Source organism: Streptomyces coeruleorubidus, assembly GCF_028885415.1.
GTDB classification, from domain to species: domain Bacteria; phylum Actinomycetota; class Actinomycetes; order Streptomycetales; family Streptomycetaceae; genus Streptomyces; species Streptomyces coeruleorubidus_A.
Genome location: NZ_CP118527.1, coordinates 4171669 through 4194662, shown reverse-complemented (window position 1 = coordinate 4194662; position 22994 = coordinate 4171669). Strand labels below are relative to the sequence as shown.

19 protein-coding genes are annotated in these 22994 nt (G+C 71.0%); 14 read left to right on the top strand and 5 right to left on the bottom strand.

Annotation, left to right across the window (positions count from 1 at the left end; all coding sequences use genetic code 11):
- Positions 1 to 10: 10 nt before the first annotated feature.
- Positions 11 to 2014: a helix-turn-helix domain-containing protein gene (locus PV963_RS19360; RefSeq protein ID WP_274816995.1), complete on the bottom strand. Its 2004-nt coding sequence runs from the start codon at positions 2012 to 2014 to the stop codon at positions 11 to 13.
- Between the two features lie 320 nt (positions 2015 to 2334).
- Here PV963_RS19360 and PV963_RS19355 point away from each other — a divergent pair, with 320 nt between their 5' ends.
- Positions 2335 to 3123: a methyltransferase gene (locus tag PV963_RS19355; protein WP_274816994.1), complete on the top strand. Its 789-nt coding sequence runs from the start codon at positions 2335 to 2337 to the stop codon at positions 3121 to 3123.
- Here PV963_RS19355 and PV963_RS19350 read toward each other — a convergent pair.
- Positions 3111 to 4226: a transaldolase family protein gene (locus PV963_RS19350; RefSeq protein WP_274816993.1), complete on the bottom strand. Its 1116-nt coding sequence runs from the start codon at positions 4224 to 4226 to the stop codon at positions 3111 to 3113. The two genes, PV963_RS19355 and PV963_RS19350, sit on opposite strands and share 13 nt — an antisense overlap.
- A 292-nt stretch (positions 4227 to 4518) precedes the next feature.
- On the opposite strand from PV963_RS19350, the gene PV963_RS19345 reads away from it, so the two are divergent.
- The 11 genes from PV963_RS19345 (at position 4519) to aroC (ending at position 16598) form a co-directional block, all read left to right on the top strand.
- Positions 4519 to 5007, top strand: a complete 489-nt coding sequence (locus PV963_RS19345; RefSeq protein WP_274816992.1) for a cupin domain-containing protein — start codon at positions 4519 to 4521, stop codon at positions 5005 to 5007.
- 71 nt (positions 5008 to 5078) lie between these two features.
- Entirely contained in the window at positions 5079 to 6740 is a 1662-nt protein-coding gene (locus PV963_RS19340; protein ID WP_274816991.1) for an FAD-binding oxidoreductase, read from the top strand.
- Positions 6741 to 6748: 8 nt separating this feature from the next.
- Positions 6749 to 8215 (top strand): MFS transporter, encoded by a 1467-nt coding sequence (locus PV963_RS19335; RefSeq protein WP_274816990.1) that lies wholly within the window; start codon positions 6749 to 6751, stop codon positions 8213 to 8215.
- A gap of 74 nt (positions 8216 to 8289) precedes the next feature.
- Positions 8290 to 9051 carry an SDR family NAD(P)-dependent oxidoreductase gene (locus PV963_RS19330; RefSeq protein ID WP_274816989.1) on the top strand — a complete coding sequence of 254 codons (762 nt, stop codon included), beginning with the start codon at positions 8290 to 8292 and terminating at the stop codon, positions 9049 to 9051.
- Positions 9052 to 9323: 272 nt separating this feature from the next.
- Complete coding sequence (locus PV963_RS19325; RefSeq protein ID WP_274816988.1) at positions 9324 to 10490, top strand: 3-deoxy-7-phosphoheptulonate synthase; 1167 nt, start codon at positions 9324 to 9326, stop codon at positions 10488 to 10490.
- An 18-nt stretch (positions 10491 to 10508) separates the two neighbouring features.
- Positions 10509 to 11279 carry a 2,3-dihydro-2,3-dihydroxybenzoate dehydrogenase gene (locus PV963_RS19320; RefSeq protein WP_274816987.1) on the top strand — a complete coding sequence of 257 codons (771 nt, stop codon included), beginning with the start codon at positions 10509 to 10511 and terminating at the stop codon, positions 11277 to 11279.
- A gap of 25 nt (positions 11280 to 11304) precedes the next feature.
- Entirely contained in the window at positions 11305 to 11946 is a 642-nt protein-coding gene (locus PV963_RS19315) for an isochorismatase family protein (RefSeq protein ID WP_274816986.1), read from the top strand.
- A complete protein-coding gene (locus PV963_RS19310; protein ID WP_274816985.1) occupies positions 11943 to 13847 on the top strand; it encodes an anthranilate synthase family protein in 1905 nt (634 codons plus the stop codon). The genes PV963_RS19315 and PV963_RS19310 overlap by 4 nt, the downstream gene beginning before the upstream one ends.
- Positions 13835 to 14167 (top strand): hypothetical protein, encoded by a 333-nt coding sequence (locus tag PV963_RS19305; RefSeq protein WP_274816984.1) that lies wholly within the window; start codon positions 13835 to 13837, stop codon positions 14165 to 14167. The genes PV963_RS19310 and PV963_RS19305 overlap by 13 nt, the downstream gene beginning before the upstream one ends.
- Positions 14168 to 14229: 62 nt before the next feature.
- Positions 14230 to 15417, top strand: coding sequence for a 3-hydroxybenzoate 6-monooxygenase (locus PV963_RS19300; RefSeq protein ID WP_274816983.1), 1188 nt, complete (start codon positions 14230 to 14232; stop codon positions 15415 to 15417).
- Positions 15414 to 16598, top strand: coding sequence for a chorismate synthase (gene aroC, locus PV963_RS19295; RefSeq protein WP_274816982.1), 1185 nt, complete (start codon positions 15414 to 15416; stop codon positions 16596 to 16598). The genes PV963_RS19300 and aroC overlap by 4 nt, the downstream gene beginning before the upstream one ends.
- A 38-nt stretch (positions 16599 to 16636) precedes the next feature.
- Here aroC and PV963_RS19290 read toward each other — a convergent pair whose 3' ends face one another.
- Complete coding sequence (locus PV963_RS19290) at positions 16637 to 18319, bottom strand: IclR family transcriptional regulator domain-containing protein (protein WP_425540918.1); 1683 nt, start codon at positions 18317 to 18319, stop codon at positions 16637 to 16639.
- Positions 18320 to 18395: 76 nt separating this feature from the next.
- Entirely contained in the window at positions 18396 to 19724 is a 1329-nt protein-coding gene (locus PV963_RS19285) for a M6 family metalloprotease domain-containing protein (protein ID WP_274816981.1), read from the bottom strand.
- Positions 19725 to 20012: 288 nt separating this feature from the next.
- Here PV963_RS19285 and PV963_RS19280 point away from each other — a divergent pair, with 288 nt between their 5' ends.
- Together PV963_RS19280 and PV963_RS19275 are read left to right on the top strand one after the other, a co-directional pair.
- Positions 20013 to 20657, top strand: a complete 645-nt coding sequence (locus tag PV963_RS19280) for a TetR/AcrR family transcriptional regulator (RefSeq protein WP_274816980.1) — start codon at positions 20013 to 20015, stop codon at positions 20655 to 20657.
- Positions 20658 to 20773: 116 nt separating this feature from the next.
- Positions 20774 to 22321: an MFS transporter gene (locus PV963_RS19275; protein WP_274816979.1), complete on the top strand. Its 1548-nt coding sequence runs from the start codon at positions 20774 to 20776 to the stop codon at positions 22319 to 22321.
- 88 nt (positions 22322 to 22409) lie between these two features.
- On the opposite strand, the gene PV963_RS19270 is transcribed toward PV963_RS19275, so the two are convergent.
- Positions 22410 to 22943, bottom strand: a complete 534-nt coding sequence (locus PV963_RS19270) for a MarR family winged helix-turn-helix transcriptional regulator (protein ID WP_274816978.1) — start codon at positions 22941 to 22943, stop codon at positions 22410 to 22412.
- Between the last annotated feature and the right edge of the window lie 51 nt (positions 22944 to 22994).

Here is a 22994-nt window from a genome sequence, read left to right as displayed (position 1 = left end):
CACCCGCCCCCTACTCACCCGCCCCCTGTGAAGCCTGTCTGCCCGTGTCCCCTACGCCTCCCGAGGCCGCATGCCGGTGCTGCAGCGTGCGCCGGGTGCGGTGCAGCCGGAGGGCGAGCTGGATCTCCAGTGCCCGTTCGGGATCCTGCCAGTCGGCTCCGAGGAGTTCGGTGATGCGCTCCAACCGCCTGGACACCGTGTTGGGGTGAACATGCAGGCTCGCCGCCGCGCGCGTCGGGCTCGAACCGGCGGCGAAATACGCGTCGAGTGTCCGGGTCAGCTCGGTGAAGCGCTGGGTGTCGTAGTCCAGTACGGGGCCGATCACGGACTCGATGTAGTCGCCGATGCCGTGAGTCTCGGAGAGCAGGACACCGAGGAAGCCCATCTGCTGTGGGGTGGCGACACCACCGAGGTTGCCCAGCTCGGTGAGTGCCTCCAGGCAGCTGAGCGCCTCGCGGTGGGCCTGTGCCACACGGGCCGGGCCGGAGACGGGCCCGGCCGCCCCGACCGTGACGGGATGGCCGACGAGCGGCGCGAGCTCCCCGGACACGGCGGTGGCCGCGGCGAGCGGGTCCTCGCCGCGGATCAGCAGCGTCACGCAGCCGTCACGGAATCTCATGAGCCCGGACATCCGATGGGCGTACGACGACGCCCAGGCGGCGGTCCGGTGCTCCGGGCCTCCCTCGGGCCGGGCCACCACCATCACATGCGGTTCGTCGATGGCGATGCCGAGCCGGCGGGCCCGCGGGATCAACTGGTGCGGCTGCGGCCGGATGTCGCTGAGCAGCTCCTCCAGCAGTTCGTCACGGATCTGGTCGTGGGCCACCGTCGAGGTGCGCTGCAGCAACAGGATGAGGGCGACCGCCCGCGCGGTGAGCTGGAGCAACCGCACTCCGAAGCCGTCCGTGAGCGGTTCGTCGGGGACCAACATGATGGCGCCGAGGTTCTCGCCGCCGGCGGCGACCGGCGCGACCCAGCCTCCCTCGGAGCCGCCCTCGGACATGGGCACCGGGCAGCCGGTCGCGTGGGCGTCGTAGGTCCACCTGAGCACGTCGTCCTCGGCGAGTTCGGGCGGCGTACCGGTCACGACGACCACGCGGCCGACGCAGTCCCTGACGACCAGTGACCCTGACAGTTCCTCGACCGCCGCTTCGACGAGGGTCTGCGGGTCGCAGCCGCTGAGCACCAGGTCGATCAGCCGGATGTAGGCGGCCTCGACGCGGCGCTGCACGTCGAGACTGCTCCTGGCGCGGGAGGTGTCCCGTTCCAGCTCGGTCACCTCGGCGCGGGTCTCCTCCAGCAGCCGCGCGCGTTCGATGGCGACGCCCGCGAGCTTGCCGAGCGAGCGCATGAGACTGATCTCGTCCGGCGTGAAGTGCCGTATCTTCCGGTCGGCGCCGTAGAGGGTGCCGAAGACCGTGGTGCCGTAGCCGAGCGGCACCGCCAGGATGGCGTGCAGGCCTTCGGCCCGTACGACGGCATCGATGTCGGGAGAGTGCGGAATTTCCCTGTCGGCCAGGTAGTCGGGGCTCCAGGCGGGCGCCCCGCTCCGCTGGACGAGGCTGCCGAGGCCGGAGTCGTCGGAGGTCTTCAGGCCCACGCTGCGTGAGGTGGTCTCGCCCTCCGCCGCGCGGATGGAGCAGGGCCGTCCGTCGCCCCCGTCGCGCAGTCCGATGTAGGCCATGTCGAAGTTCAGCAGTCGGCGTGCCCGTCGTGCGATCTCGTGCAGCAGCGCTTCCATGCCGTGCACCAGGGTGAGGTCGTGGGCGGTGTCGACGAGCGCGGCGAGTCCGGCCTCCCGCTGCTGTGCGTGGCCGATCAGGGCCTGGACGCGCGAGGCCAGGCGGACGGCCTGGTCTAGCTCCGCGAGGGTGCCGTCGGAAGCCCCGTCGTGCCGGGCGGCGCGCAGCAGTTCCTCGAACCGCGCCGCCGGCGCCCCCTCGGCGAGCAGTTCCAGCACGGACATCACATCCGGCGAGGTGGCCGACGCCAGTCCCCCCGTCACCCCCGTCATCGTCATTCCCCCCGTGACCATCGTTCTCCCCTGATCATCGTTCCCCCGGTGATCATCGTCCCCCCGTAATCAGGCAAGTTGATCCTTAGGGAGCCTAAGCTTGGGGCGTCGTAGCCGCAACCGCCCCCTTTACATGTTCGCGCAAATGTTCCCTTGGGTGGTGGCCGAGTCACCCCTCTCCCCGGTTGGTTGTGTGGCCGGATCACCTGTCGCTCCCCGGGATGCCAGGGGAAGATCGGGCCGGTGCCCGTGAGCACGGGAATACGATCGGTGACCGGAAGCGCGGAAGGCGTGCCCGGCGCAGAGGGGAACAGCGGGGGATGTCCGAGATCAAGAGTTATCTACGTTCGCTCGAACGCAGCCGGGACTCCATGCGGGCGGAGCACCGGCCCGGGGTCTTCTCGCTGCGCGGAAGGCAGTGGGACCTGCACGACGGGGTCTTCGCCCCTCTGCACGCGGGCACGACCGAGATCGTCCTGGACATGCTCGGCCTTTGCGACCCCGTAGGCCCTCCTCGGCGCGGCTCGTTCCTGGAGATCGGCTGCGGCACCGGGGTCGTCGCCGTGACCGCCGCCCTCGCGGGCTGCGAGCGGGTCGTCGCCTCGGACATCAACGCCGAGGCGGTGGCGAACGCCGCGCTCAACGCGCGGCGGCACCAAGTCGCCGACCGGGTGCGAGCCGTGCACAGCGACCTCTTCGAAGCGCTGCCCGCCGGGGAGCGCTTCGACACCATCGTCTGGAGTTCGCCGTACGTCCGCGCACCGGAGGAGTACCGGTTCACCACTGCCCTGGAACGCGCCTATGTGGATCCCGGATACGAAGCGCATCGCAGGTACGTGGACGAGGCGCCGCGCCGGCTGACGAAGGACGGCCGGGCCCTGCTGCACTTCAGCAGCAGAGGGGACTTGGACGGACTGCACCGGATCGCCGGGGAGACGGGGCGGCGGCTGCGGGTGCTCAGGAAGCTCGCCATCGTCGACCGGGGAGACGTGGTCGAGCACTTCCTGGTGGAAATCCGTTCCGGCGAGGGGCTGTCGGAGGTGTACGACGCTGCCGCGCGCGGCGGGCTGCGCACCCGGGCCGCCCGAACGGTGGCTCAGCCCGCCTGAACCGCCGTCAGGAGCTCCTCCCATGCGGCGCGCTCCGTCTCGATCGCCGCGGCTTCCAGGTCGCGCGCGATCGAGTCGAAGGCGACGCCGGCCCACCCGAGCGCCTCCACCACCCGGCAGGCCGCCTCGTGTTCACCGGAGAGGGTGTCGCCGTGGAACCCCTCGCGGCGGTTCAGCGCTTCGAGCGCCGGCTGCGGCAGGGCGTGCGAGGTCATCCAGGCGATGATCCGTTCGACCCGGTCCAGCGCGGCCCGAGGGGATTCCGGCACGTTCTCCGAGGTCCAGAGCAGGCGCTGGGGGCGGGCTCCGTCGGCCACCAGGGAGCGCCAGTGCGGACAGCCGAGGCTCTCCTCGTAGCGGCGGTAGACGAGCCGCGCGGTGGCCACCCCGGCCTGTCCGCGCAGCGCGGCGGCGCAGGGGTCCGCCGAGCCGTCCAGTAGGGCGTCGACGCCTGCGTCGAGATGGCCGATGTCCAGGGAGACGAGCGAGGTGACGGCGGACGCGGCGTGACCGCCGGCCGTGGCGCGCTCCAGGCCGCGGAAGTAGGCGTCCACCGCCTGGGCGTACCGCTGCACGGAGTACACGGAGGTGACGTGCACGCCGACGCCGTGGGCGAGCACGTCACCGGCGGCGGCAAGTCCCCTGCCCGCGACGGGGATCCGGATCAGTACGTTGGGGCGGTCGACCATCTCCGCGAGCCGTCTGGAGTGGTCGGCCATGGTCTCGGCATCCGCGGCCGGCTGGGGCGCGATGCCGAGGGAGACCCAGCCGTGCATGCCCTTCGTCTCCCGGAACACCGGTTCCAGCGCGCTGCAGGCCGCACGGGCGTCCTCGGCGATGAGTGCGTAGACGCGTTCCTCGGCGGAGGCGGCCGCGCCCGAGAGCCGGTTCAGCTGGTCCCCGTAGGCCGTGGTGTCCGACATGGCGCGCGCGACGGCCGCGGGTCGGGAGATGACACCGCCGACCAGTCCGTCGGCCACCAGTCTCTCCAGGCTGCCGTCGGCCAGGCGGCCCCGATGGTAGTCGTCCAGCCAGAGACCGACCCCCTCTGCCGTGAGCTGGTCCAGGACGTCACTGCGCTTCGAGCGCGGCCATGTGGTCAATGACTGCCTCCGCTCCAGCAGTCGAACGAGACGTAAAGGGCATCCGTAATTCTAGGGCCCGGCATTACGATTTCGCACGTGCGGATATAACGGCCGGGTTACCGCATGATCACGTCCCGGACACCTGACAAAGTATTCGGCGCGGGGTTGCATATCGGCTCGTCATGTGTTCCGAAGGCCGTGGGGTGACACCTGACAAAATAGCTCCGTGCGCGTTGCAGGCGGCGACGGCGGCGTGTGAGGCTCCCGGCGAAATGGTGAGTGAGTAATTGCAGCGTTCTCTGGAGGGACCTTGACTGCAGGGCTCGAAAGACGGTCGCCGGTGATTCGCCGAGACGGCGAGGGGGTTTCCCGGCTCTGGGGGAAGGGGTCGGTCGTCACCACGAAACTCTCCGCCGAGGAGACCGGTGGCACCTTGGGAATCACGCACTTCAGTGCGGTGATGGGAGAACGCGCACCGCGCCACACCCACACGCTCGAGGACGAGATCTTCATCATCGAGGGAGGGGAAGTCCGCCTCACGGTCGGAGACCGCACGGAAATCGTCAACGGCGCCGGCGTGCTGTTCCTTCCGCGTGGCATACCGCATTCCTACCTGGTGGAGAGCGAAGCCGCCCGTTTCTATGTCATCACCACGCCCGGTGGATTCGAGAGGTTCTTCTCGGAGACCGGCTATCCGACCCGGCTCGGGAAATCGGCGCCGGTCGGTGAGTCGTGGTCGGTCGACCGCACCATGGAATTCGCGGAGAACCTCGGGCTCGGCGTGGTCTGGGGCGACTGACCGTTCGGCGTGCACCGGACCTGTGTGACTGTCCAAAGCTTGCACCGATACAGAAAGAGAACGCGAGTTCCATGAAAAGACGAAGCGTCCTGGCCGGCACGGCTGCCGCGATAGCCGCCACGACCCTGGAAGCCGGTCCCCGCGCGACGGCCGCCGCCGCCGCTCCCACCGCCCCCGGCTCCGACGCCGTCACCGTTCTTCCGGGCGACCCCCGCTACGCCGATCTCGTCGTCGGCAACAACTCCCGCTGGGTCGCCCGGCCCGATTCCGTCCGGCTGGTGCGGACCACCGAGCAGGTGGTGCGGGCCGTTCAGGAAGCCGTGGACGCGGGCAAGCGGATCTCGGTGCGCAGCGGCGGCCACTGCTACGCGGACTTCGTCTACAACTCCGAGGTCCGGGTGGTCATCGACACCTCCCTGCTCGACACCGTCACCTACGACGAGGAGCTCAAGGCCTTCGAAGTGGGCGCGGGATCGACGCTGCTCCATGTGTACGACTCCCTCTTCAAGGGCTGGGGCGTCACCATCCCCGGCGGCATGTGCTACTCGGTGGGGGCGGGCGGCCACATCAGCGGTGGTGGCTACGGAATGCTGTCCCGGCGGCACGGCCTGACCGTCGACCACCTGTACGCGGTCGAGGTCGTCGTGGTCGACGCGAAGGGCAAGGCGCGCAGCGTGGTGGCCACGCGCGAGGCCGACGACCCCCACCGCGACCTGTGGTGGGCGCACACCGGCGGTGGCGGCGGCAACTTCGGTGTCATCACCCGGTACTGGTTCCGCAGCCCCGACGCCACCGGCACCGACCCCTCCTCGCTCCTTCCCAAGCCCCCGAAGGAAGTGCTCGTCAGCGCGCTCGCGCTGCCCTGGAGCGAGCTGGACAAGGACTCCTTCACCTCGCTCGTGCGGAAGTTCGGCGCCTGGCACGAGAAGAACGGCTCCGCCGACTCCGCCGCCGCCTCCCTGTGCAGCTTCCTGATGATGAATCACAAGGCGAACGGCAGCATCGGTCTGCTCACCCAGATCGACGCCACCGTCCCCGGCGCGAGGAAGGTGCTCGACGCCTTCCTCACCGAGGTCACCTCGTCGCTCTCCGACGCTGCCGTACGCCCGATGTCCGAGCCGGTCGGTGAACTGGGCGCGCTGCCCGACCTGTTCACGCCGCAGCGACTTCCGTGGCTGCACTCGGTCAAGCTGCTGGGCACGAGCAACCCGACCCTGACCAATCCGACGCTGCGCGGCCACCACAAGTCCGCCTACCTGCGCAAGAACGTCACCACGGCACAGGCCACGGCGATGTACCGGCACCTGACGCGCACCGATCAGCAGAACCCGGCGTCCATGGTCGTCCTCCTGTCGTACGGCGGGAAGATCAACACCGTGGGCTCCGGCGACACCGCGTCGGCGCAGCGGGACTCGATCTTCAAGGGGCTGTTCCAGAGCTTCTGGTCGAGCGCCGAGGACGACGCCGCGAACATCGGCTGGGTGCGTGACGTGTACGGCGAGGTCTTCTCGGCCACCGGCGGCTACCCCGTGCCGGGCGCGGCCACGGACGGCTGCTACATCAACTATCCGGACGCCGACATCACCGACCCGAAGGTCAACACCACCGGCGTGCCCTGGTACACGCTCTACTACAAGGCCAACTACCCGCGCCTGCAGCAGGTCAAGGCCGCGTACGACCCTCGGAACACCTTCCGGCACTCGCAGTCCATCACCCTTCCCGACCACACGTGAGGCGAGCTGTGCAGCAGCATGACGTCGTCGAGGCGGAGCAGACGGAGCCGGCCCGAACGGCTTCCGGAGCGGCACGCGACAGCAGCAGTGGCCCGGCCTTCGCCCTGCTGGCGTCGGTCCAGTTCGTGCTCATCCTCGCCATGAGCGTGCTCAACGTCGTACTCCCCGACATCCAGCGCGAGTTCGGGCTCGACCGCGCCGAACTCGCCCTGCTCTCGGCCTCCTACGGCATGTCGTTCAGCGGGCTGCTGCTGCTGGGCGGCCGGCTGTCCGACCTGTACGGGAACCGGCGCGTGTTCCTCCTCGGTACCGGCGTGTTCGGCGTGAGTTCGGCGCTGGCGGGGGTGTCCACGGGGCTGTGGATGCTGCTGGTGGCCCGCTTCGCCCAGGGTGCCGGTGCCGCACTGGCCGTACCGGCCGCGATGGCGCTGGTGAGCGTCGTACACCCGGAGCCCGCGCGGCACGCCCGTGCCATGGCGGTCTGGGGCGGGCTCGCGGCCTCCGGCGGGACCGCCGGGATGCTGCTGTCCGGGGTGGTGGCCTCGTCGAACTCCTGGCGCTGGGTGTTCGTCGTGCCCGTCGCGATGGCGGCGGTGACCCTCTTCGCCGCCCCGCGGCTGCTCCCCGAGGGCGCGGCCGGCCGGGGCGGCCGCCTGGACGTCCTCGGGGCCGCCCTGGTCACCACCGGGATCGCCCTGCTCAGCTACGGCCTGGTGGAGGCGCCGGAGCGCGGATGGACCTCCCCGGTGGCGCTCGGCACCCTCACCGGCGGCGGCGCGCTGCTGCTGGCCTTCGTCGTCACCGAGGCACGGGTGCCGCAGCCGCTCCTGCCGCTGTCGTTCCCCGCCTCACCCCGCAGGGCGGTGGCGCTGCTGGCGGTCTTCCTGGGCGCCGCCGGGATCACCACCATCTTCTTCATGCTCGCGCTGTACTTCCAGGAGGTCCGGGGCTATTCCGCGCTGGAGACGTCGGCGGCGTTCCTGCCCTTCGGCCTGACCCTGGTCGTCAGCGGCCTGTGCGTGGGCAGGCTGGTGCAGCGCTTCGGCCCGCGTGCGGTGCTGGTCGGGGGACTGGCGCTGGCCGGGCTGGGACTGGCGGTGCTGGGCCGGATCGGCACCGACACGCCGTACGTGGGCGCCGTACTGGCCGGGCTGGTGCTCTTTCCCGCCGGGGCGGCGCTGGTCTTCGCCGGATCCACCGTCACCGCGACCACCGACGTCCCGCAGGACCAGGCCGGTCTCGCCGGCGCCGTGGTCAACACCGCGCTGGAGGCCGGGCCGGCCATCGGTCTCGCCGTCCTGGTGACCCTGGCCACCGCACGCACCACGGACCTGGTGCACACGGGCACGGGTACGGCCTCTGCCCTGACCTCCGGCTACGGCTTCGCCTTCACCATCGCGGCCGTGGCCTTCGCCGCCGCCGCGGTGTGCGCGCTCGTCCTGCTGCGCCCCCGCCCGACCCGGGACGCCGGCTGAAAGACCCCGGTCCTGCGGCCGCTCGGACACCCTGAATTTCCATCCGCTACGACATGTACCAAGGAGCACCCCTCATGACCGCCCGATTCAAGGACAAGGTCGTCATCGTCACCGGGGCCGGATCCGGCATCGGCCGGGCCAGCGCCAGGGCCTTCGCCCGCGAGGGCGCCACCGTGGTCGCCGCCGGGGCCCGGCCCGAATCCATCGAGGAGACTGTGCGACTCGTCGACGAGGACGGCGGCACCGCCAGCGCCGTCGTCGCCGACGTCACCCGGCCCGAGGACATGGAGCGCCTGGTGCGCACCACGGTGGAGCGCCACGGCGGCCTGCACGTCGCGCACAACAACGCCGGCGTCTTCGGCAAGCCCACCCCGGTCGGCGACCTGGACCTGTCCGTGTGGCAGTCCGTGCTGGACGTCAACCTGAACGGCGTCCTGCTCAGCATGCAGCAGCAGATCGCGCACATGCGGGCGCACGGCGGTGGTGCCATCGTCAACACCGCGTCGAACATCGGTTACCACGGGCGCCGCCCCGGCATGGCCGCCTACGCCGCGTCCAAGGCCGCCGTGAGCACCCTCACCCGGGTCGCCGCCCTGGACCACATCAAGGACAACGTGCGCATCAACGCGGTGAGCCCCGGTGCCACGGACACCAGCATGTCCCTGCGCCCCGGGGAGACCGACGCCGATCGCGCGGCCCGGCTCGCCACGACGGTTCCGATCGCCCGCGTCGCGACGACGGACGAGATCGTCAACGCGGTGCTGTGGCTGGCGTCCGACGAGTCGAGCTTCGTCGTCGGCCACGACCTCGTCGTCGACGGCGGTGTCACCAGCTGATCCCGCAGGCCGGTCCCCTCACCTGATCCACGGCGTCCCGGCCTCGTGTCCCCGATGGGCCACGAGGCCGGGACGTGCGCTTTCCGGAACTTTCCCGGGCCCGGTCGGATGAATTCGTCCCGGCCCGCGGATGAATTCATTCTGCTCAACCGGAACATGACGAAGTAACGATACTTCCCTTCACGGGGATTCCGTAATTCCGCAGAATCGGTGCAAGCAACTCACGAGTTCAGCCGAAGAAATCCTTCTTCATCGCCACGAGAGGAACCGAGTTGGACAGCGAGCTCGCTCACATCGAATCGCTCCCCGCTCTTCAGCAGCCCGATTGGCACGGCCATCCTGCGAGGGAGCGGGCGAGGCGGGAACTGAGCGCGCTTCCGCCGCTCGTCAAGGCCGCCGACGTGACCCGGCTGCACGACCACCTCAGGGCGGTCGCCCAGGGGCACGCCCAGGTCATCCAAGCCGGTGACTGTGCCGAGGACTGGGCGGAGAACGGCCGCGTGGACGTCGCCCGCAAGGCGGCGGTGCTCGACCTCCTGGCGGGCGTCATGCGCGTCAACGCGGGCAGGCCCGTGGTGCGCGTGGGCCGGCTCGCCGGCCAGTACGCCAAGCCGCGGTCCAAGCCCACCGAAACGGTCCGGGGTGTCGAACTGCCCGTCTACCGCGGGCACATGGTGAACGATCCGAACCCCGACCCGGTGCTGCGACAGCCCGACCCCCGGCGCCTGCTGACCGGCCACCGGGCCGCGCGCGAGGTCATGGAACACCTCGGCTGGGCCGGCAGCGCCGGGCGCGCGCAGGCCCCCGTGTGGACCAGCCACGAGGCCCTCCTGCTCGACTACGAACTGCCCATGCTGCGCCGGCAGGACGACGGCGGCCTGCTGCTCACCTCGACGCACTGGCCGTGGATCGGCGAGCGCACCCGGCAGGTGGACGGCGCCCACGTGGCGCTCCTGGCGGCCGTGCGCAACCCGGTGGCCTGCAAGGTGGGGCCGACCATGACGCCGGAGGAACTGCTGCGCCTGTGCGAGCGGCTGGACCCCGGCCGCGTCCCCGGGCGGCTGACGCTCATCGCGCGCATGGGCGCGGGTACGGCACCCGAGAAGCTCCCCGCCCTGGTCGCCGCCGTACGGGACGCCGGGCACCCGGTGATCTGGCTGTCCGACCCGATGCACGGCAACACCGAGTGCGGCCCCGACGGTCTGAAAACCCGTTTCGTGAAGAGCGTCATACGCGAGGTCGAGGAATTCCAGGAATCCGTGGCAGCGGCCGGCGGAATTCCCGGCGGCCTGCACCTGGAAACCACCCCGGATCAGGTCACGGAATGCGTCGCCGACGCCACTTTCATCGATTCGGTCGGAGACAAGTACACGAGCTTTTGCGACCCGCGGCTCAATCCCCGTCAGGCCGTGGAGGTCGCCTCGGCCTGGCGCCGCTGAAAAGGAGGCCTGTTCACCATGCAGGACAAGATCGCGCTGGTCACGGGAGCCGCGGGCGGAATAGGCGAAGCGGTCGTCCGCGCCCTGGCCGAACGCGGCGCCGAGGTGGCCGCCGTGGACAAGGACGGTGACCGGCTGAGCGAGGTGACGGGGAAACTGGCCGCCGACGGGCTGCGGGTACGGGCGTTCCCCGCCGACATCACCACCAGCGCCGCGGCCGAGCGCCTGGTCGCGGACGTCGAGGACGCCCTGGGACCGCTCGACCACCTGGTCAACGGGGCGGGCGCACTACGCCTGGCGAAGGCCCGGGACCTCACCGACGCGGACTGGGCGGCGACGTTCGCGGTCAACGCCACCGGAGTGTTCTTCATGTCGCGCGCGGTGGTCAACCGCATGGTCCGGCGGCGCTCCGGAGCCGTCGTCACCATCGCCTCCAACGCGGCGGGAACGGCCCGCATGGACATGGCCGCGTACTCGGCGTCGAAGGCCGCGGCGACCATGTTCACCAAGTGCCTCGGCCTCGAGGTCGCCCGGTACGGCATCCGGTGCAACGTGGTCGCTCCCGGCTCCACCGAGACCCCGATGCTCACGTCCATGTGGAAGGACGACCACGGGCGCACCGCGACGCTCGAAGGTTCGCCCGACGCCTACCGCGTCGGCATACCACTCGGCAAGCTGGCCCGCCCCTCGGACGTGGCCGAGGCGGTGGCGTTCCTCCTGTCGGATCAGGCCTCGCACATCACGATGCACGACCTCACCGTCGACGGCGGCGCGACCCTCGGCGTCTGACCACCCAAGCCATACGAGGAAGACCATGCCAGGGATACCCCCCATCCAGCCCTACCCGATGCCCCAGGCCGGAGACCTGCCCGCCAACACGGCGGCGTGGCAGGCCGATCCGGACCGCGCGGTCCTGCTCGTGCACGACATGCAGCGGTACTTCCTGAGGCAGTTCCCCGAGGGCGAGGCACCCGGTGCCGACCTCGTGCGGAACGCGACCCGGCTGCGCGAACAGGCGGTCGCCTCCGGCATGCCCGTCGCGTACACCGCGCAGCCGGGCGGCATGACCGACGAACAGCGTGGACTGCTCAAGGACTTCTGGGGGCCGGGCATGCGTGTCGACCCCGCCGACCGGGAGGTCGTGGAGCCGCTCGCGCCCGGCCTGGAGGACTGGCTGCTCACCAAGTGGCGCTACAGCGCGTTCTTCCGGTCCGACCTGCTGGAGAGGATGCGCGCCCACGGACGGGACCAGCTGATCGTCTGCGGTGTGTACGCGCACATCGGGGTGCTGTCCACCGCGGTGGAGGCCTTCACCAACGACATCCAGACGTTTCTGGTGGCCGACGCGGTCGCCGACTTCACCGAGGCGTACCACCGGCTGGCCCTCGACTACGCCGCCGAGCGTTGCGCCCTGGTCACCACGACCAAGTCCGTGATCGAGGAGCTCAGCCGATGAACGAACACAGCGCCCGTACGGGGCACGACCTGCTCGACCGGCTCCTCGGGCCGGAGCCGTCCGCCTTCGCGCTGCTGCACCGCCCCGAAGTCAGCGGCCCGGACACCCTGGAGGTCCTGGCGGGGACGGTGTCGACGGTGGACGCCGTGGCCCGGATACCCCTGAGCGAGGCACCCGATCCCGACGCCGGGGCCCGTCAGGAGGTCCTGGCGCTGATCCCCTACCGCCAGGTCGCCGAGCGGGGCTACGCCTGCGCCGACGACGGCGAACCGCTGATCGCGATCACCGTGGCGGAGCAGACCACCGTCGCGGTGAGCGACGCCCTGCGGCGGCTGCCCGGCGAGCCGGTCGCGCTCAGCGGCGGCGCCTTCGACCTCGACGACGACGAGTACGCCGGAATCGTCCGCAAGGTGATCGCGGACGAGATCGGCACGGGCGAGGGAGCGAACTTCGTCATCAAGCGGTCGTTCGTCGCCGACATCACCGGCTACACGGTGCACAGCGCCCTGGCGTTCTTCCGGCGGCTGCTGGAGCGGGAGCAGGGGGCGTACTGGACGTTCGTCGTGCACACCGGCGACCGTACCTTCGTCGGCGCCTCCCCCGAGCGGCACGTGAGCCTGCGGGCCGGCCGGGCCGTGATGAACCCGATCAGCGGCACCTACCGCTATCCGGCCTCCGGCCCCACCCTGCCGGGCGTCATGGACTTCCTCGCCGACCGCAAGGAGGCCGACGAGCTGTACATGGTCGTCGACGAGGAACTCAAGATGATGGCGCGGATCTGCGATCCCGCTCCCCGGGTCGTGGGGCCGTACCTGAAGGAGATGGCTCGCCTCGCGCACACCGAGTACTTCATCGAGGGCGCGAGCGACCACGATCCCCGCACGATTCTGCGGGAGACCATGTTCGCGCCGACGGTGACGGGCAGTCCGCTGGAGAGCGCCTGCCGGGTGATCAACCGGTACGAGCCCCGCGGGCGCGGCTACTACAGCGGTGTGGTCGCCCTGATCGGGCAGGACGAGCGGGGGCGGCGCACGCTCGACTCCTCGATCCTCATACGCACCGCCGACATCGACGGCGCCGGCCGGCTGAGCATCGGCGTCGGTGCCACCCTGGTCCGGCATTCCGACCCGGACTCGGAGGTCGACGAGACCCGGGCGAAGGCGGCCGGTCTCCTCGCCGCTCTGGGCACCGAGGGCTCCGCGCGCTTCGCCGAACACCCGCGCGTGCGCCAGGCCTTGGAGCAGCGCAACGACTCGATCGCCGGTTTCTGGATCGGCGAGCGTGCCCGTCCGGCCGGGCGGGGGGCCGAACTGGCCGACCGCCGGGTCCTCGTGGTGGACGCGGAGGACACCTTCACCTCCATGATCGGCCACCAGCTGCGGGCCATGGGGCTGAAGCCGACGGTCCGGCGCTTCGACGAGCCGTACTCCTTCGACGACCACGAGCTCGTCGTCATGGGTCCGGGCCCCGGTGATCCGCGCGACACCCGCGACCCCAAGATCACACACCTGCGGTCCGCGATCCACGCGCTCGTGGACCAGCGCCGGCCCTTCATCGCCGTCTGCCTCAGTCACCAGGTGCTCAGCACCCTGCTCGGCCTGGAACTGGTGCGCCGGCCGGTGCCCAACCAGGGAGTCCAGCGGGAGATCGACCTGTTCGGAGCGCGGGAACGGGTCGGCTTCTACAACACGTTCGCGGCCCGCAGCGCGCTGGACGCGTTCGAGGTTCCCGGCGTGGGGCTCGTCGAGGCGAGCCGGGACGAGGAGACCGGGGAAGTGCACGCGCTGCGCGGGCCCGGCTTCGCCTCGATGCAGTTCCACGCCGAGTCCGTGCTCACACAGGACGGCGTACGCGTCGTCGGTGACGCGCTCGAGGGGGTGCTGCGTACGTGCGCGTGGTAATCGCCTGGTGGGACCTCGACGGGTCCGAGCAGACCATCGCCTCGCTCCGGGACTTCCTGCGCGACGAGGCCGTGGACCGTTTCTCCCGGGTACCGGGGCTGCGCCTGAAGGTGTGGATCTCCGACGCGCGCACCAACCGGTGGGGCGCCGTCTTCCTGTGGGAGTCGGCCCAGGCCGCGGCCGTGCCCATTCCGGCCAGGGCCGCCGAACTCATCGGCGCTCCGCCCACCCAGAGGCACGTCTTCGACGTCGAGGCCACCACGGAGGGCGCCTACGACACGGTCCGACTGGCCCGTCTGGGCCTCGCCTTCACCGGCTGAGCCACGCCGGGAGGACGGCCTGCGACCTCTCGACCAACTTCCCCACTGCGACAAGGATCACGATGAAGGTACTCATTGCCGGGGGCGGTATCGGCGGCCTCGCGGCCGCACTGAGCCTCGCGCGCCACGGCCACCAGGTCGTCGTGCTGGAACGAAGGGACACCTTCAGCGAACTGGGCGCGGGCATCCAGCTGGGCCCGAACGCCTTCCACGCCCTGGACCGCCTGGGCGTTGGCACCGCGGTGCGGCAACGCGCCGTGTACAGCGATGAGTTGCGGTTCATGGACGGCACCACCGGGCGCCGGGTCGCGAGCCTGCCGCTCACCGGCGCATACCGCTCCCGCTTCGGCAATCCGTACGCCGTCGTGCACCGCGGTGACCTCTACCAGGCGCTCCTCGACGGCTGCGTCGCGGACTGGAACATCACGCTGATCACGAAGTGTTCCGTGACCCGGTACGAACAGGACGCGGACAGCGTCACGGCGATCACCGACACCGGGCGACGTTTCACCGGCGCGGCGCTCATCGGCGCCGACGGGATCCGTTCCGCCGTGCGCAGCCAGCTCGTCGGGGACGGCACGCCGCGCGTGTCCGGCCACACGATCTACCGGTCCGTCATCCCCATGGAGCGGGTGCCGCGGGAGCTGCGCTGGAACACCGTCACCTTGTGGGCCGGCCCCAAATGGCACGTCGTCCACTACCCCATCGGCAGCGGGAAGTTCCTCAACCTGGCGGCCACCCGCGACGACGGCGCACAGGACGTCGTGGTCGGCAGGCCCGTCGAGCGGGCGCGCGTCCTGTCCGAGTTCCCCGAGCTGAGCGGCACCGCCCGGCAACTGCTGGAACTGGGGAGCGACTGGAAGGAATGGGTCCTGTGCGACCGCGACCCGGTCGAGCGCTGGACGGACGGCCGCGTCGCCCTCCTCGGTGACGCCGCGCACCCGATGCTCCAGTACGCGGCCCAGGGCGCCTGCATGGCCCTCGAGGACGCCGTCATCATCGGCCAACTGCTCGCGGAAGCCGCTGGGGACATCCCGCAACGCCTGGAGAAGTACAACGCCGAGCGGTACGAGCGTGCCGCCAGGGTGCAGCAGGTGGCCCGTGCCATAGGCGAGCAGCTCTACCACCCGGCCGGCGACGCGGCCGCGGCCCGCAACGCGATGCTGTCCTCCTTCACGGTCGAGGAACTGTACGACGAGGTCGAGTGGCTGCACGGGGCTCGCATCGGCGGGTCGGAGGAGCACCGTTGAGCAGGTTGCGCTGGCTGACCGCGGGGGAGTCCCACGGTCCCGCACTCGTGGGGACGCTGGAGGGCCTCCCGGCCGGTGTGCCGGTCACCACGGAGATGGTGGCGGACCACCTGGCGAGGCGGCGGTTGGGTTACGGCCGCGGTGCGCGGATGAAGTTCGAGCGCGACGAGGTCACCTTCCTCGGCGGCGTCCGGCACGGCCGCACCCTCGGCTCCCCGGTCGCGATCATGGTGGGCAACACCGAGTGGCCCAAGTGGGAACAGGTGATGGCGGCCGACCCGGTCGACCCCGGGATCCTGGCGGGGCTCGCCCGCAACGCCCCGCTGACCCGCCCGCGCCCCGGCCACGCCGACCTCGCGGGTATGCAGAAGTACGGCTTCGACGAGGCCCGTCCGATCCTGGAGCGGGCCTCCGCGCGGGAGACGGCGGCCCGGGTGGCGCTGGGCGCGGTGGCGCGGTCGTACCTGAAGGAAACGACGGGCATCGAGATCGTCTCGCATGTGGTGGAGCTGTGCTCGGTGAAGGCTCCGGCCGGGGTGTACCCGACGCCGGCCGACGTGGAGAAGCTGGACGCCGATCCGCTGCGGTGCCTGGACGCGGACGCGTCGAAGGCGATGGTCGCGGAGATCGACCAGGCGCACAAGGACGGCGACACGCTCGGCGGCGTGGTCGAGATCCTGGCGTATGGCGTCCCCGTGGGCCTCGGTTCGCACGTGCACTGGGACCGCCGCCTGGACGCCCGCCTGGCCGCCGCGCTGATGGGCATCCAGGCGATCAAGGGAGTCGAGGTCGGCGACGGCTTCGGCCTGGCACGCGTCCCCGGCTCCAAGGCGCACGACGAGATCGTCGCGACCGCCGAGGGCATCAAGCGGACGTCCGGCCACTCGGGCGGCACCGAGGGCGGGCTGTCCACGGGTGAGCTGCTGCGGGTGCGGGCGGCGATGAAGCCGATCGCGACGGTGCCGCGGGCGCTGCAGACGGTGGACGTGATCACCGGCGAGGCCGCGCAGGCCCACCACCAGCGTTCGGACGTGTCCGCGGTGCCGGCGGCCGGCATCGTGGCCGAGGCGATGGTGGCGCTGGTGCTGGCGGACGCGGTGGCGGAGAAGTTCGGCGGTGACAACGTCGAGGAGACCCGCCGCAACGTCCGGTCCTACCTCGACCACCTGGCGATCCGGTGAGCGGCACGGATCACCCGTCGCTCTCCCGGGTGTGGGGGTCAGGTCAGCGACACGTGGGTGAAGCGGCCGGCGGTGTGGAGGTCCGACTCGATGCGGGCGGCTGTTGAGGTGAGTTCGGGGAGCAGGTCGGTTACGCACTCGCGCAGGGTGCGGCGGCTGGCGTGCATCGCCGTGTTCAGGGCGGCAACCACCCGTCCGGACCGGTCGCGGATCGGGACCGCGAGGGAACGGAGGCCCTCTTCCAGTTCCTCGTCGACCAGGGCGTAGCCCTGGGAGTGGATCGAGGCCAGGGTGCGGGACGGTGTCTCTTCGTCACCGGGCCGTCCGTGGTCCCTGTGCGGGTCCGCCAGCAGGACTCGTCCCAGTGCCGTCGCGTACGCCGGCAGGCGTGTGCCCACCGTGATGTTCACGCTCATCACCCGGCCCGTCGCCACGCCGGCCGTGTACTGGATCTCCTCGCCGGGGTCCGAGAGCACCGCCATCGACGTCGACTCGTGGATGCGGGACGTCAGGTCGGCCAGGTGGGGCCGGGCGATCTCGGGGAGGGACGTGCGGGACAGGGGCGGGAAGCCCAGGGAGAGGACCCGGGGGGTCAGGGTGAAGGTGCGGGGGCTCGGGGTGGTCACCAGGCCCAGGTGTTCGTAGGTGATCAGTGCCCGGCGGGCCGTCGCCCGGGCCAGGCCCGTCGCCCGGGCCACCTCCGTGAGGGTCAGCTCCGGCCGGTCCTCGCCGAAGGCCGTGAGGACCGTCAGGCCTCGTGCCAGGGATTCGATGAAGTCGCGGCCCAGCCGCTGCTTGGACGCGCCCGTCCACAGCGCCAGGTCCGAGGGGGGCGGGCCGGGCTCCGGGGGCGGTGTGCGGTGCAGTTCGCGTTCCATCTCCGTCACCGCCGACCGCAATCTCGGCAGCAGGGTGGTGCGCAGGTCGTGTGCCGTGCGCCGGCTCGTGTGGCTGACCACGCTCGCCACGCACGCGATCTTCCGGCGGCCGCCTGTGTGAGGGGACCGGACCGGTACCGAGACCGCCACCAGGCCCGGTTCGATCAGCTGGTCGTCCAGGGCCCAGCCGTTCGCGGCCGCCTCTTCCGTGCGGCTGACGAAGGCCTCGTCGTCCCGTTCGTCCGCTCCGTACTTGCGCGGCGGTACGGCCGTGAAGGACAGGTCCCTCGGATCCGACGCCCTGCGGTCCCGCCAGCGCCGCCAGTCGGTGTCCGTCCACTGTGTCGCGAACAGCGGGCCCGGTGCGGTGCGTTCGGCGGGGAGCAGGTCGCCGATGCGGAAGCTCAGGGACATCGCGCGGCGGCGGGTCGCCTGGTGGATGAAGCGGATGCCGTCGCGGTCGGCGACCGCGAGGGAGACCGACTCGTCCAGTTCGTCGGCCAGGGCGTCCGCTCGGGCGGAGAGGAGGGCGGGCAGGCGCAGGGCGGCGAGGTAGGCGTTGCCCAGTTCCATCAGGCGGGGGGCCAGGTGCACGTCCCGGCCGTCCACGCGGACGTAGTCCATGCGGGCGAGTGTGGCCGTGACGCGGTCGACCGTGGAACGGGCGAGACCGGTGGCCCGTTCGAGGGCGCTGAGGCTCAGCGTGCCGTCCGCCTCGGTCAGCTCCCGCAGGACCGCGATACCGCGGATCAGCGGCGTGACCGCCTCCGCAGGGGTGGCCAACGCCCGGACGGCCTCGGGCGTGGCCTCGTCGGCGGCGTCGTTCATGGACATGGCTGGCATCGGCTCTCCGGTACGGCGGTCGCGGCGCAGGGCTACCGTAGTCCGCGACGGACCCCTGAATGAGCGCCGAGTGCCGTCACGTCCGCGGCCGGCCCCGCGTCACCCGTACCCGGTAATCCCCCCCGGGATCCGCCCCGACCACCCTGATCACGACCCCTCTGCGCGCATCCCTGAACGTCTCCCCGGGCGCGAACGGCGCGTCCGACAGCTCCGCGTGGACGTTCGGCGCGCGCGTGCAGCCCCCGCTGTCGCGGCGGGAGTCGTGGACGGTGATCGGCCCCATGCCCGTGTCCACCTCGGCGTCGACCTTGTAGACCAGGACCCCCGGGCGGCACACCGACTCGTCGTTGCCGGCCCGGGTGCGCAGTTCGACGGCGTAGCCGGATCTGCTGTCCATGGGTACGACGACCAGCTTGGAGCCGCCCGCGCGGGCCAGCGGAGTCAGGATGAACTCCGCGGTGCCGGGGGCCGATACGCAGTGCACCTGTGCGGCGTCCAGCCAGCCCAGCTTCCACTTGTGCCAGCCGAGGAGGTCGTTGTTGGCGCCCCAGTCCTCGCTCATGATGTCCCAGTGGCCGACCGCGCCCCCGCCCTGAGCGGTGTACAGGTCGGGCAGGCCGAAGACGTGGCCGTTCTCGTGGGGGAGGACGCGATAGCCGGTGCGGCCGTAGGAGCCGGAGCCGTCGTCCTGGCGGGAGTAGACGAAGGAGGCGTTGGCCACGGGTATGCCCTCGGCCTTCGGGGCCTCGGGGTTGCCGGCGAAGGTGACCGAGAGGACGGTGTCGAGGGCGGAGGGGCCGGCGTTCGGGGTGACCAGCACGTTCAGCAGGTCGTACTTGCGGAAGTCCACCCTCGGGTCGGCCGCGGCCACGAGGTCCTGGACCAGCGCGCGGTAGCCGGGGTCGAAGGGGGCGCCGCGCTCTATGCCGTACTCGTGGAAGGACTTCGGCATCCGCAGCCACCGCGGTATCGGCGTCTCGGGGCGGTAGTCGAGGCGGCCGTAGGAGCTGGTGCGGAACCAGTGCCGGGTCTGCGGGAAGAACTCCCGGTAGCGGTCCAGGGCCTTGCCCTCGCCGGGTGCGTCGGAGAAGTCGATCATCAGGGTGAGGGCGCGGACGGTGCCGGTGGAGCGGGCGTAGCCGTCGGTGGTGGGGATGCCCTCGGACATCTGGACCTCGCGGGCGCCGCGGATCATGCAGGGGCCGTGCGCGGAGGTGCGGGACAGGGAGACCGGGCCCGCTCCGGCCGTGGTGGTGCCCGGGGCGAGGCGGCCCGTGCCGGCCGAGGTGCTGACCGTGAAGGTCAGGGCGGTCACGCAGACGAGAGCGGCCAGGCGCCGCCTGGGTATCCGGCGGCCGGGCGGCCTCGAGCCGTATGACCGGGGTCGCCGGGGCTGCGGCTGCATGCCAGGGACCTGCAAGGGACCTCCCGCGCCACGGCAGCCTCCCGGTCTCCGGCTGCACCCATGCGATCACCCTGCGTCGGGGGGTGTGGGGGGCGCGCGTTGGAGGAGACCGATCGTGGGTTTCCCGTCGGTAGCGATCCCGCCGGAATCGTGAGCCAGGTCACAAACAAAAAGTCCAGGTGCGGGAAATAGCGGGGACCCGGTCCCCGTTTAGCCATGTGTCCGAATAAACGGGGAGCCTCTCCCCGGATCGCTTCACCACACACTCAGACCACCCAGGAGTACGCCGTGCAGACCGCCACCCCCGCACCGCGCAAGGCGCCCCGGCCCCGTGCCGACGCCCTGCGCAACCGGGAGCGGATCGTCACCGCCGCCCGGGAGATGTTCGTCGAGCACGGCCCCGAGGTGCCGCTCGACGAGATCGCCCGCCGGGCCGGCGTGGGCAACGCCACGGTGTACCGCCACTTCCCCGACCGCGACGCGCTCGTACGCGAGGTCGTCTGCTCCGTACTGGACCGTACGGGCGCGGCGGGCGAGCTCGCGCTCGCGGAGACCGGGGACGCGTTCGAGGCCCTGGAGCGCTTCGTGCACACCTCCGCCGACGAGCGGATCAGCGCGCTGTGCCCGATGGTCTCGAGCACGTTCGACGAGAACCACCCCGATCTGGAAGCGGCGCGCGAGCGCTTGGAGCGGATCCTCGAAAGGGTCATGGAACGTGCCAAGGCAGCCGGCCAGCTCCGCCCCGACGTCGGTGTCGGTGACCTGATGGTCGCCGTCGCCCAGCTCAGCCGGCCCCCGGCCGGCACGGCGTGCTTCAGCGCCGACCGCTTCGTGCACCGTCATCTTCAGCTGTTCCTGGACGGACTGCGGGCCCCGGCCCGTTCCGCCCTGCCGGGCGCGGCAGTGACCATGGAGGACCTCCGCCAAGCCTGACCGATCAGTTCCGGGCGCCAACCGAGTCATCACACACAGCTCACGGCCACGCCGGTCGTCGAGTCGTCCCTCAACGACACCTTTTTCCGTCACCTTGTCCCGAAGTGGGTACTCCCATGTCTGAAACAGCCTCGAAGGCACTGCGGGCTCCGGCCGCCTCGCCGGACCCCGGCCGCTGGAAAGCGCTCGTCTTCATCGCGCTGGCCCAGCTGATGGTCGTCCTGGACGCCACCATCGTGAACATCGCCCTGCCCTCCGCCCAGCAGGACCTCGGCATCTCCGACGGCAACCGGCAGTGGGTCGTCACGGCCTACGCCCTGGCCTTCGGCGGTCTGCTCCTGTTCGGCGGCCGGATAGCCGACCTGTGGGGCCGCAAGAGGGCGTTCGTCGTCGGGCTCGGCGGCTTCGCCGTGGCCTCCGCGCTCGGTGGCGCGGCCACGAACGAGGCGATGATGTTCGGCGCCCGCGCCCTCCAGGGCGTGTTCGGCGCCCTGCTCGCGCCGGCCGCGCTCTCCCTGCTCGCCGTGATGTTCACCGACGCCAAGGAGCGCGCCAAGGCGTTCGGCATCTACGGCGCGATCGCCGGTGGCGGTGGTGCCGTCGGCCTGATCCTGGGCGGCTTCCTCACCGAGTACCTGGACTGGCGCTGGACGTTCTTCGTGAACATCCCGTTCGCCGTCGTCGCCGCGGCCGGTGCGTACTTCGTCATCCGTGAGCCGGAGGGCGGCCGCAACCGCTCCCCGCTCGACATCCCGGGCGTCGTCCTGTCCACCCTCGGCCTGGTCGCCCTCGTCTACGGCTTCACCCGCGCCGAGTCCGATGGCTGGAGCGACTCCGTGACCGTCGGCATGTTCGTGGCCTCCGCCGTCCTGCTCGCGACCTTCGTGGTCGTCGAGTCCAAGGTGAAGGCCCCGCTGCTGCCGCTGCGCGTGATCACCGAGCGCAACCGCGGCGGTGTCTACCTCTCCCTCGGTCTCGCGATCATCGCGATGTTCGGCCTGTTCCTCTTCCTGACCTACTACCTGCAGATCGTGAAGGGGTACTCGCCGGTCAAGACCGGGTTCGCCTTCCTGCCGATGATCGTGGGCATGATCACCGGCTCCACCCAGATCGGCACTCGCCTGATGACCAGGGTCGCGCCGCGCCTGCTGATGGGCCCCGGCTTCCTGGTCGCCGCGCTCGGCATGCTGCTGCTGACCCGGCTGGAGATCGGCTCCTCGTACGCGGCCCTGCTGCTGCCGGCGATGCTGCTGCTCGGCCTGGGCATGGGTACGGCGTTCATGCCGGCCATGTCGCTGTCCACGCAGGGCGTCGAGCCGCGGGACGCCGGTGTCGCCTCCGCGATGGTCAACACCTCGCAGCAGGTGGGCGGCGCCATCGGTACGGCCCTGCTGAACACGATCGCCGCCTCGGCCACCACGTCCTACATCGCGGACCACATCGCCGGGGCCACCAGCCGGTCCCAGCAGCAGCTGGTCCAGCTGGAGGCCATGGTGGAGGGCTACACGAGTGCCATCTGGTTCGCCGTCGGCATCCTCGTGGTGGCCGCCGCGATCGCCCTGACCTTCATCAACGCGGGCCGCCCCGACAGCGCCACCGTGACCGGTTCCGGTTCCGGCGAGGACGTGGCGGACGAGGTGCAGATCCCGGTCGTCGCCCACTGACGGCCGTACCCGCAAACACCCCTTCGGGCCCTCCGTAGGTACGAGGAGGGGACGCCTCGTACCCACGGATTCCAGGACCTGCCCTGGCTCAGCGGAGCCAGGGCAGGTCCGCACCCGCTTCGGTCGGCTGGAGTCCCTCGGCGATGATCCGCATGATCTCGCCGAGGGACTTCTGCTGCTCCGGGGTGAGCCGGTCGAAGACCGCCTGGCGTACGGCCTCCACATGGCCCGGCGCGGTCTGCCGCAGCACCTCGTAGCCCTCGTCCGTCAGCACGGCGAACTGGCCCCGCTTGTCGTCGGGGCAGTCCTCACGGCGCACCCAGCCGTTCTTCTCCAGGCGCGCGATGGCGTGCGAGAGGCGGGAGCGGGTGATCTTCGCCAGCATCGCGAGCTCCGTCATCCGCAGCCGTCGCCGCGGCGCCTCGGCGAGCTTGACCAGAAGGCCGTAGTAGATGTGCGGCATGCCCGCGTCGCGCTGGAGCTGACGGTCGAGATGGTCGTCGAGGAGGGTGACGCCCTCCATGAACGAGCGCCATACGCGCTGCTCTTCGTCGGTGAGCCAGCGCGGTTCCGGAGGCTCTGCGACGGAGCCCGGTGTCGGTGCGGATGCGGGTGCCTTCATGTCTTCCACTCTACGTGGCCCCTCCTTGAACTTTAAACAAATGCCCCGTAC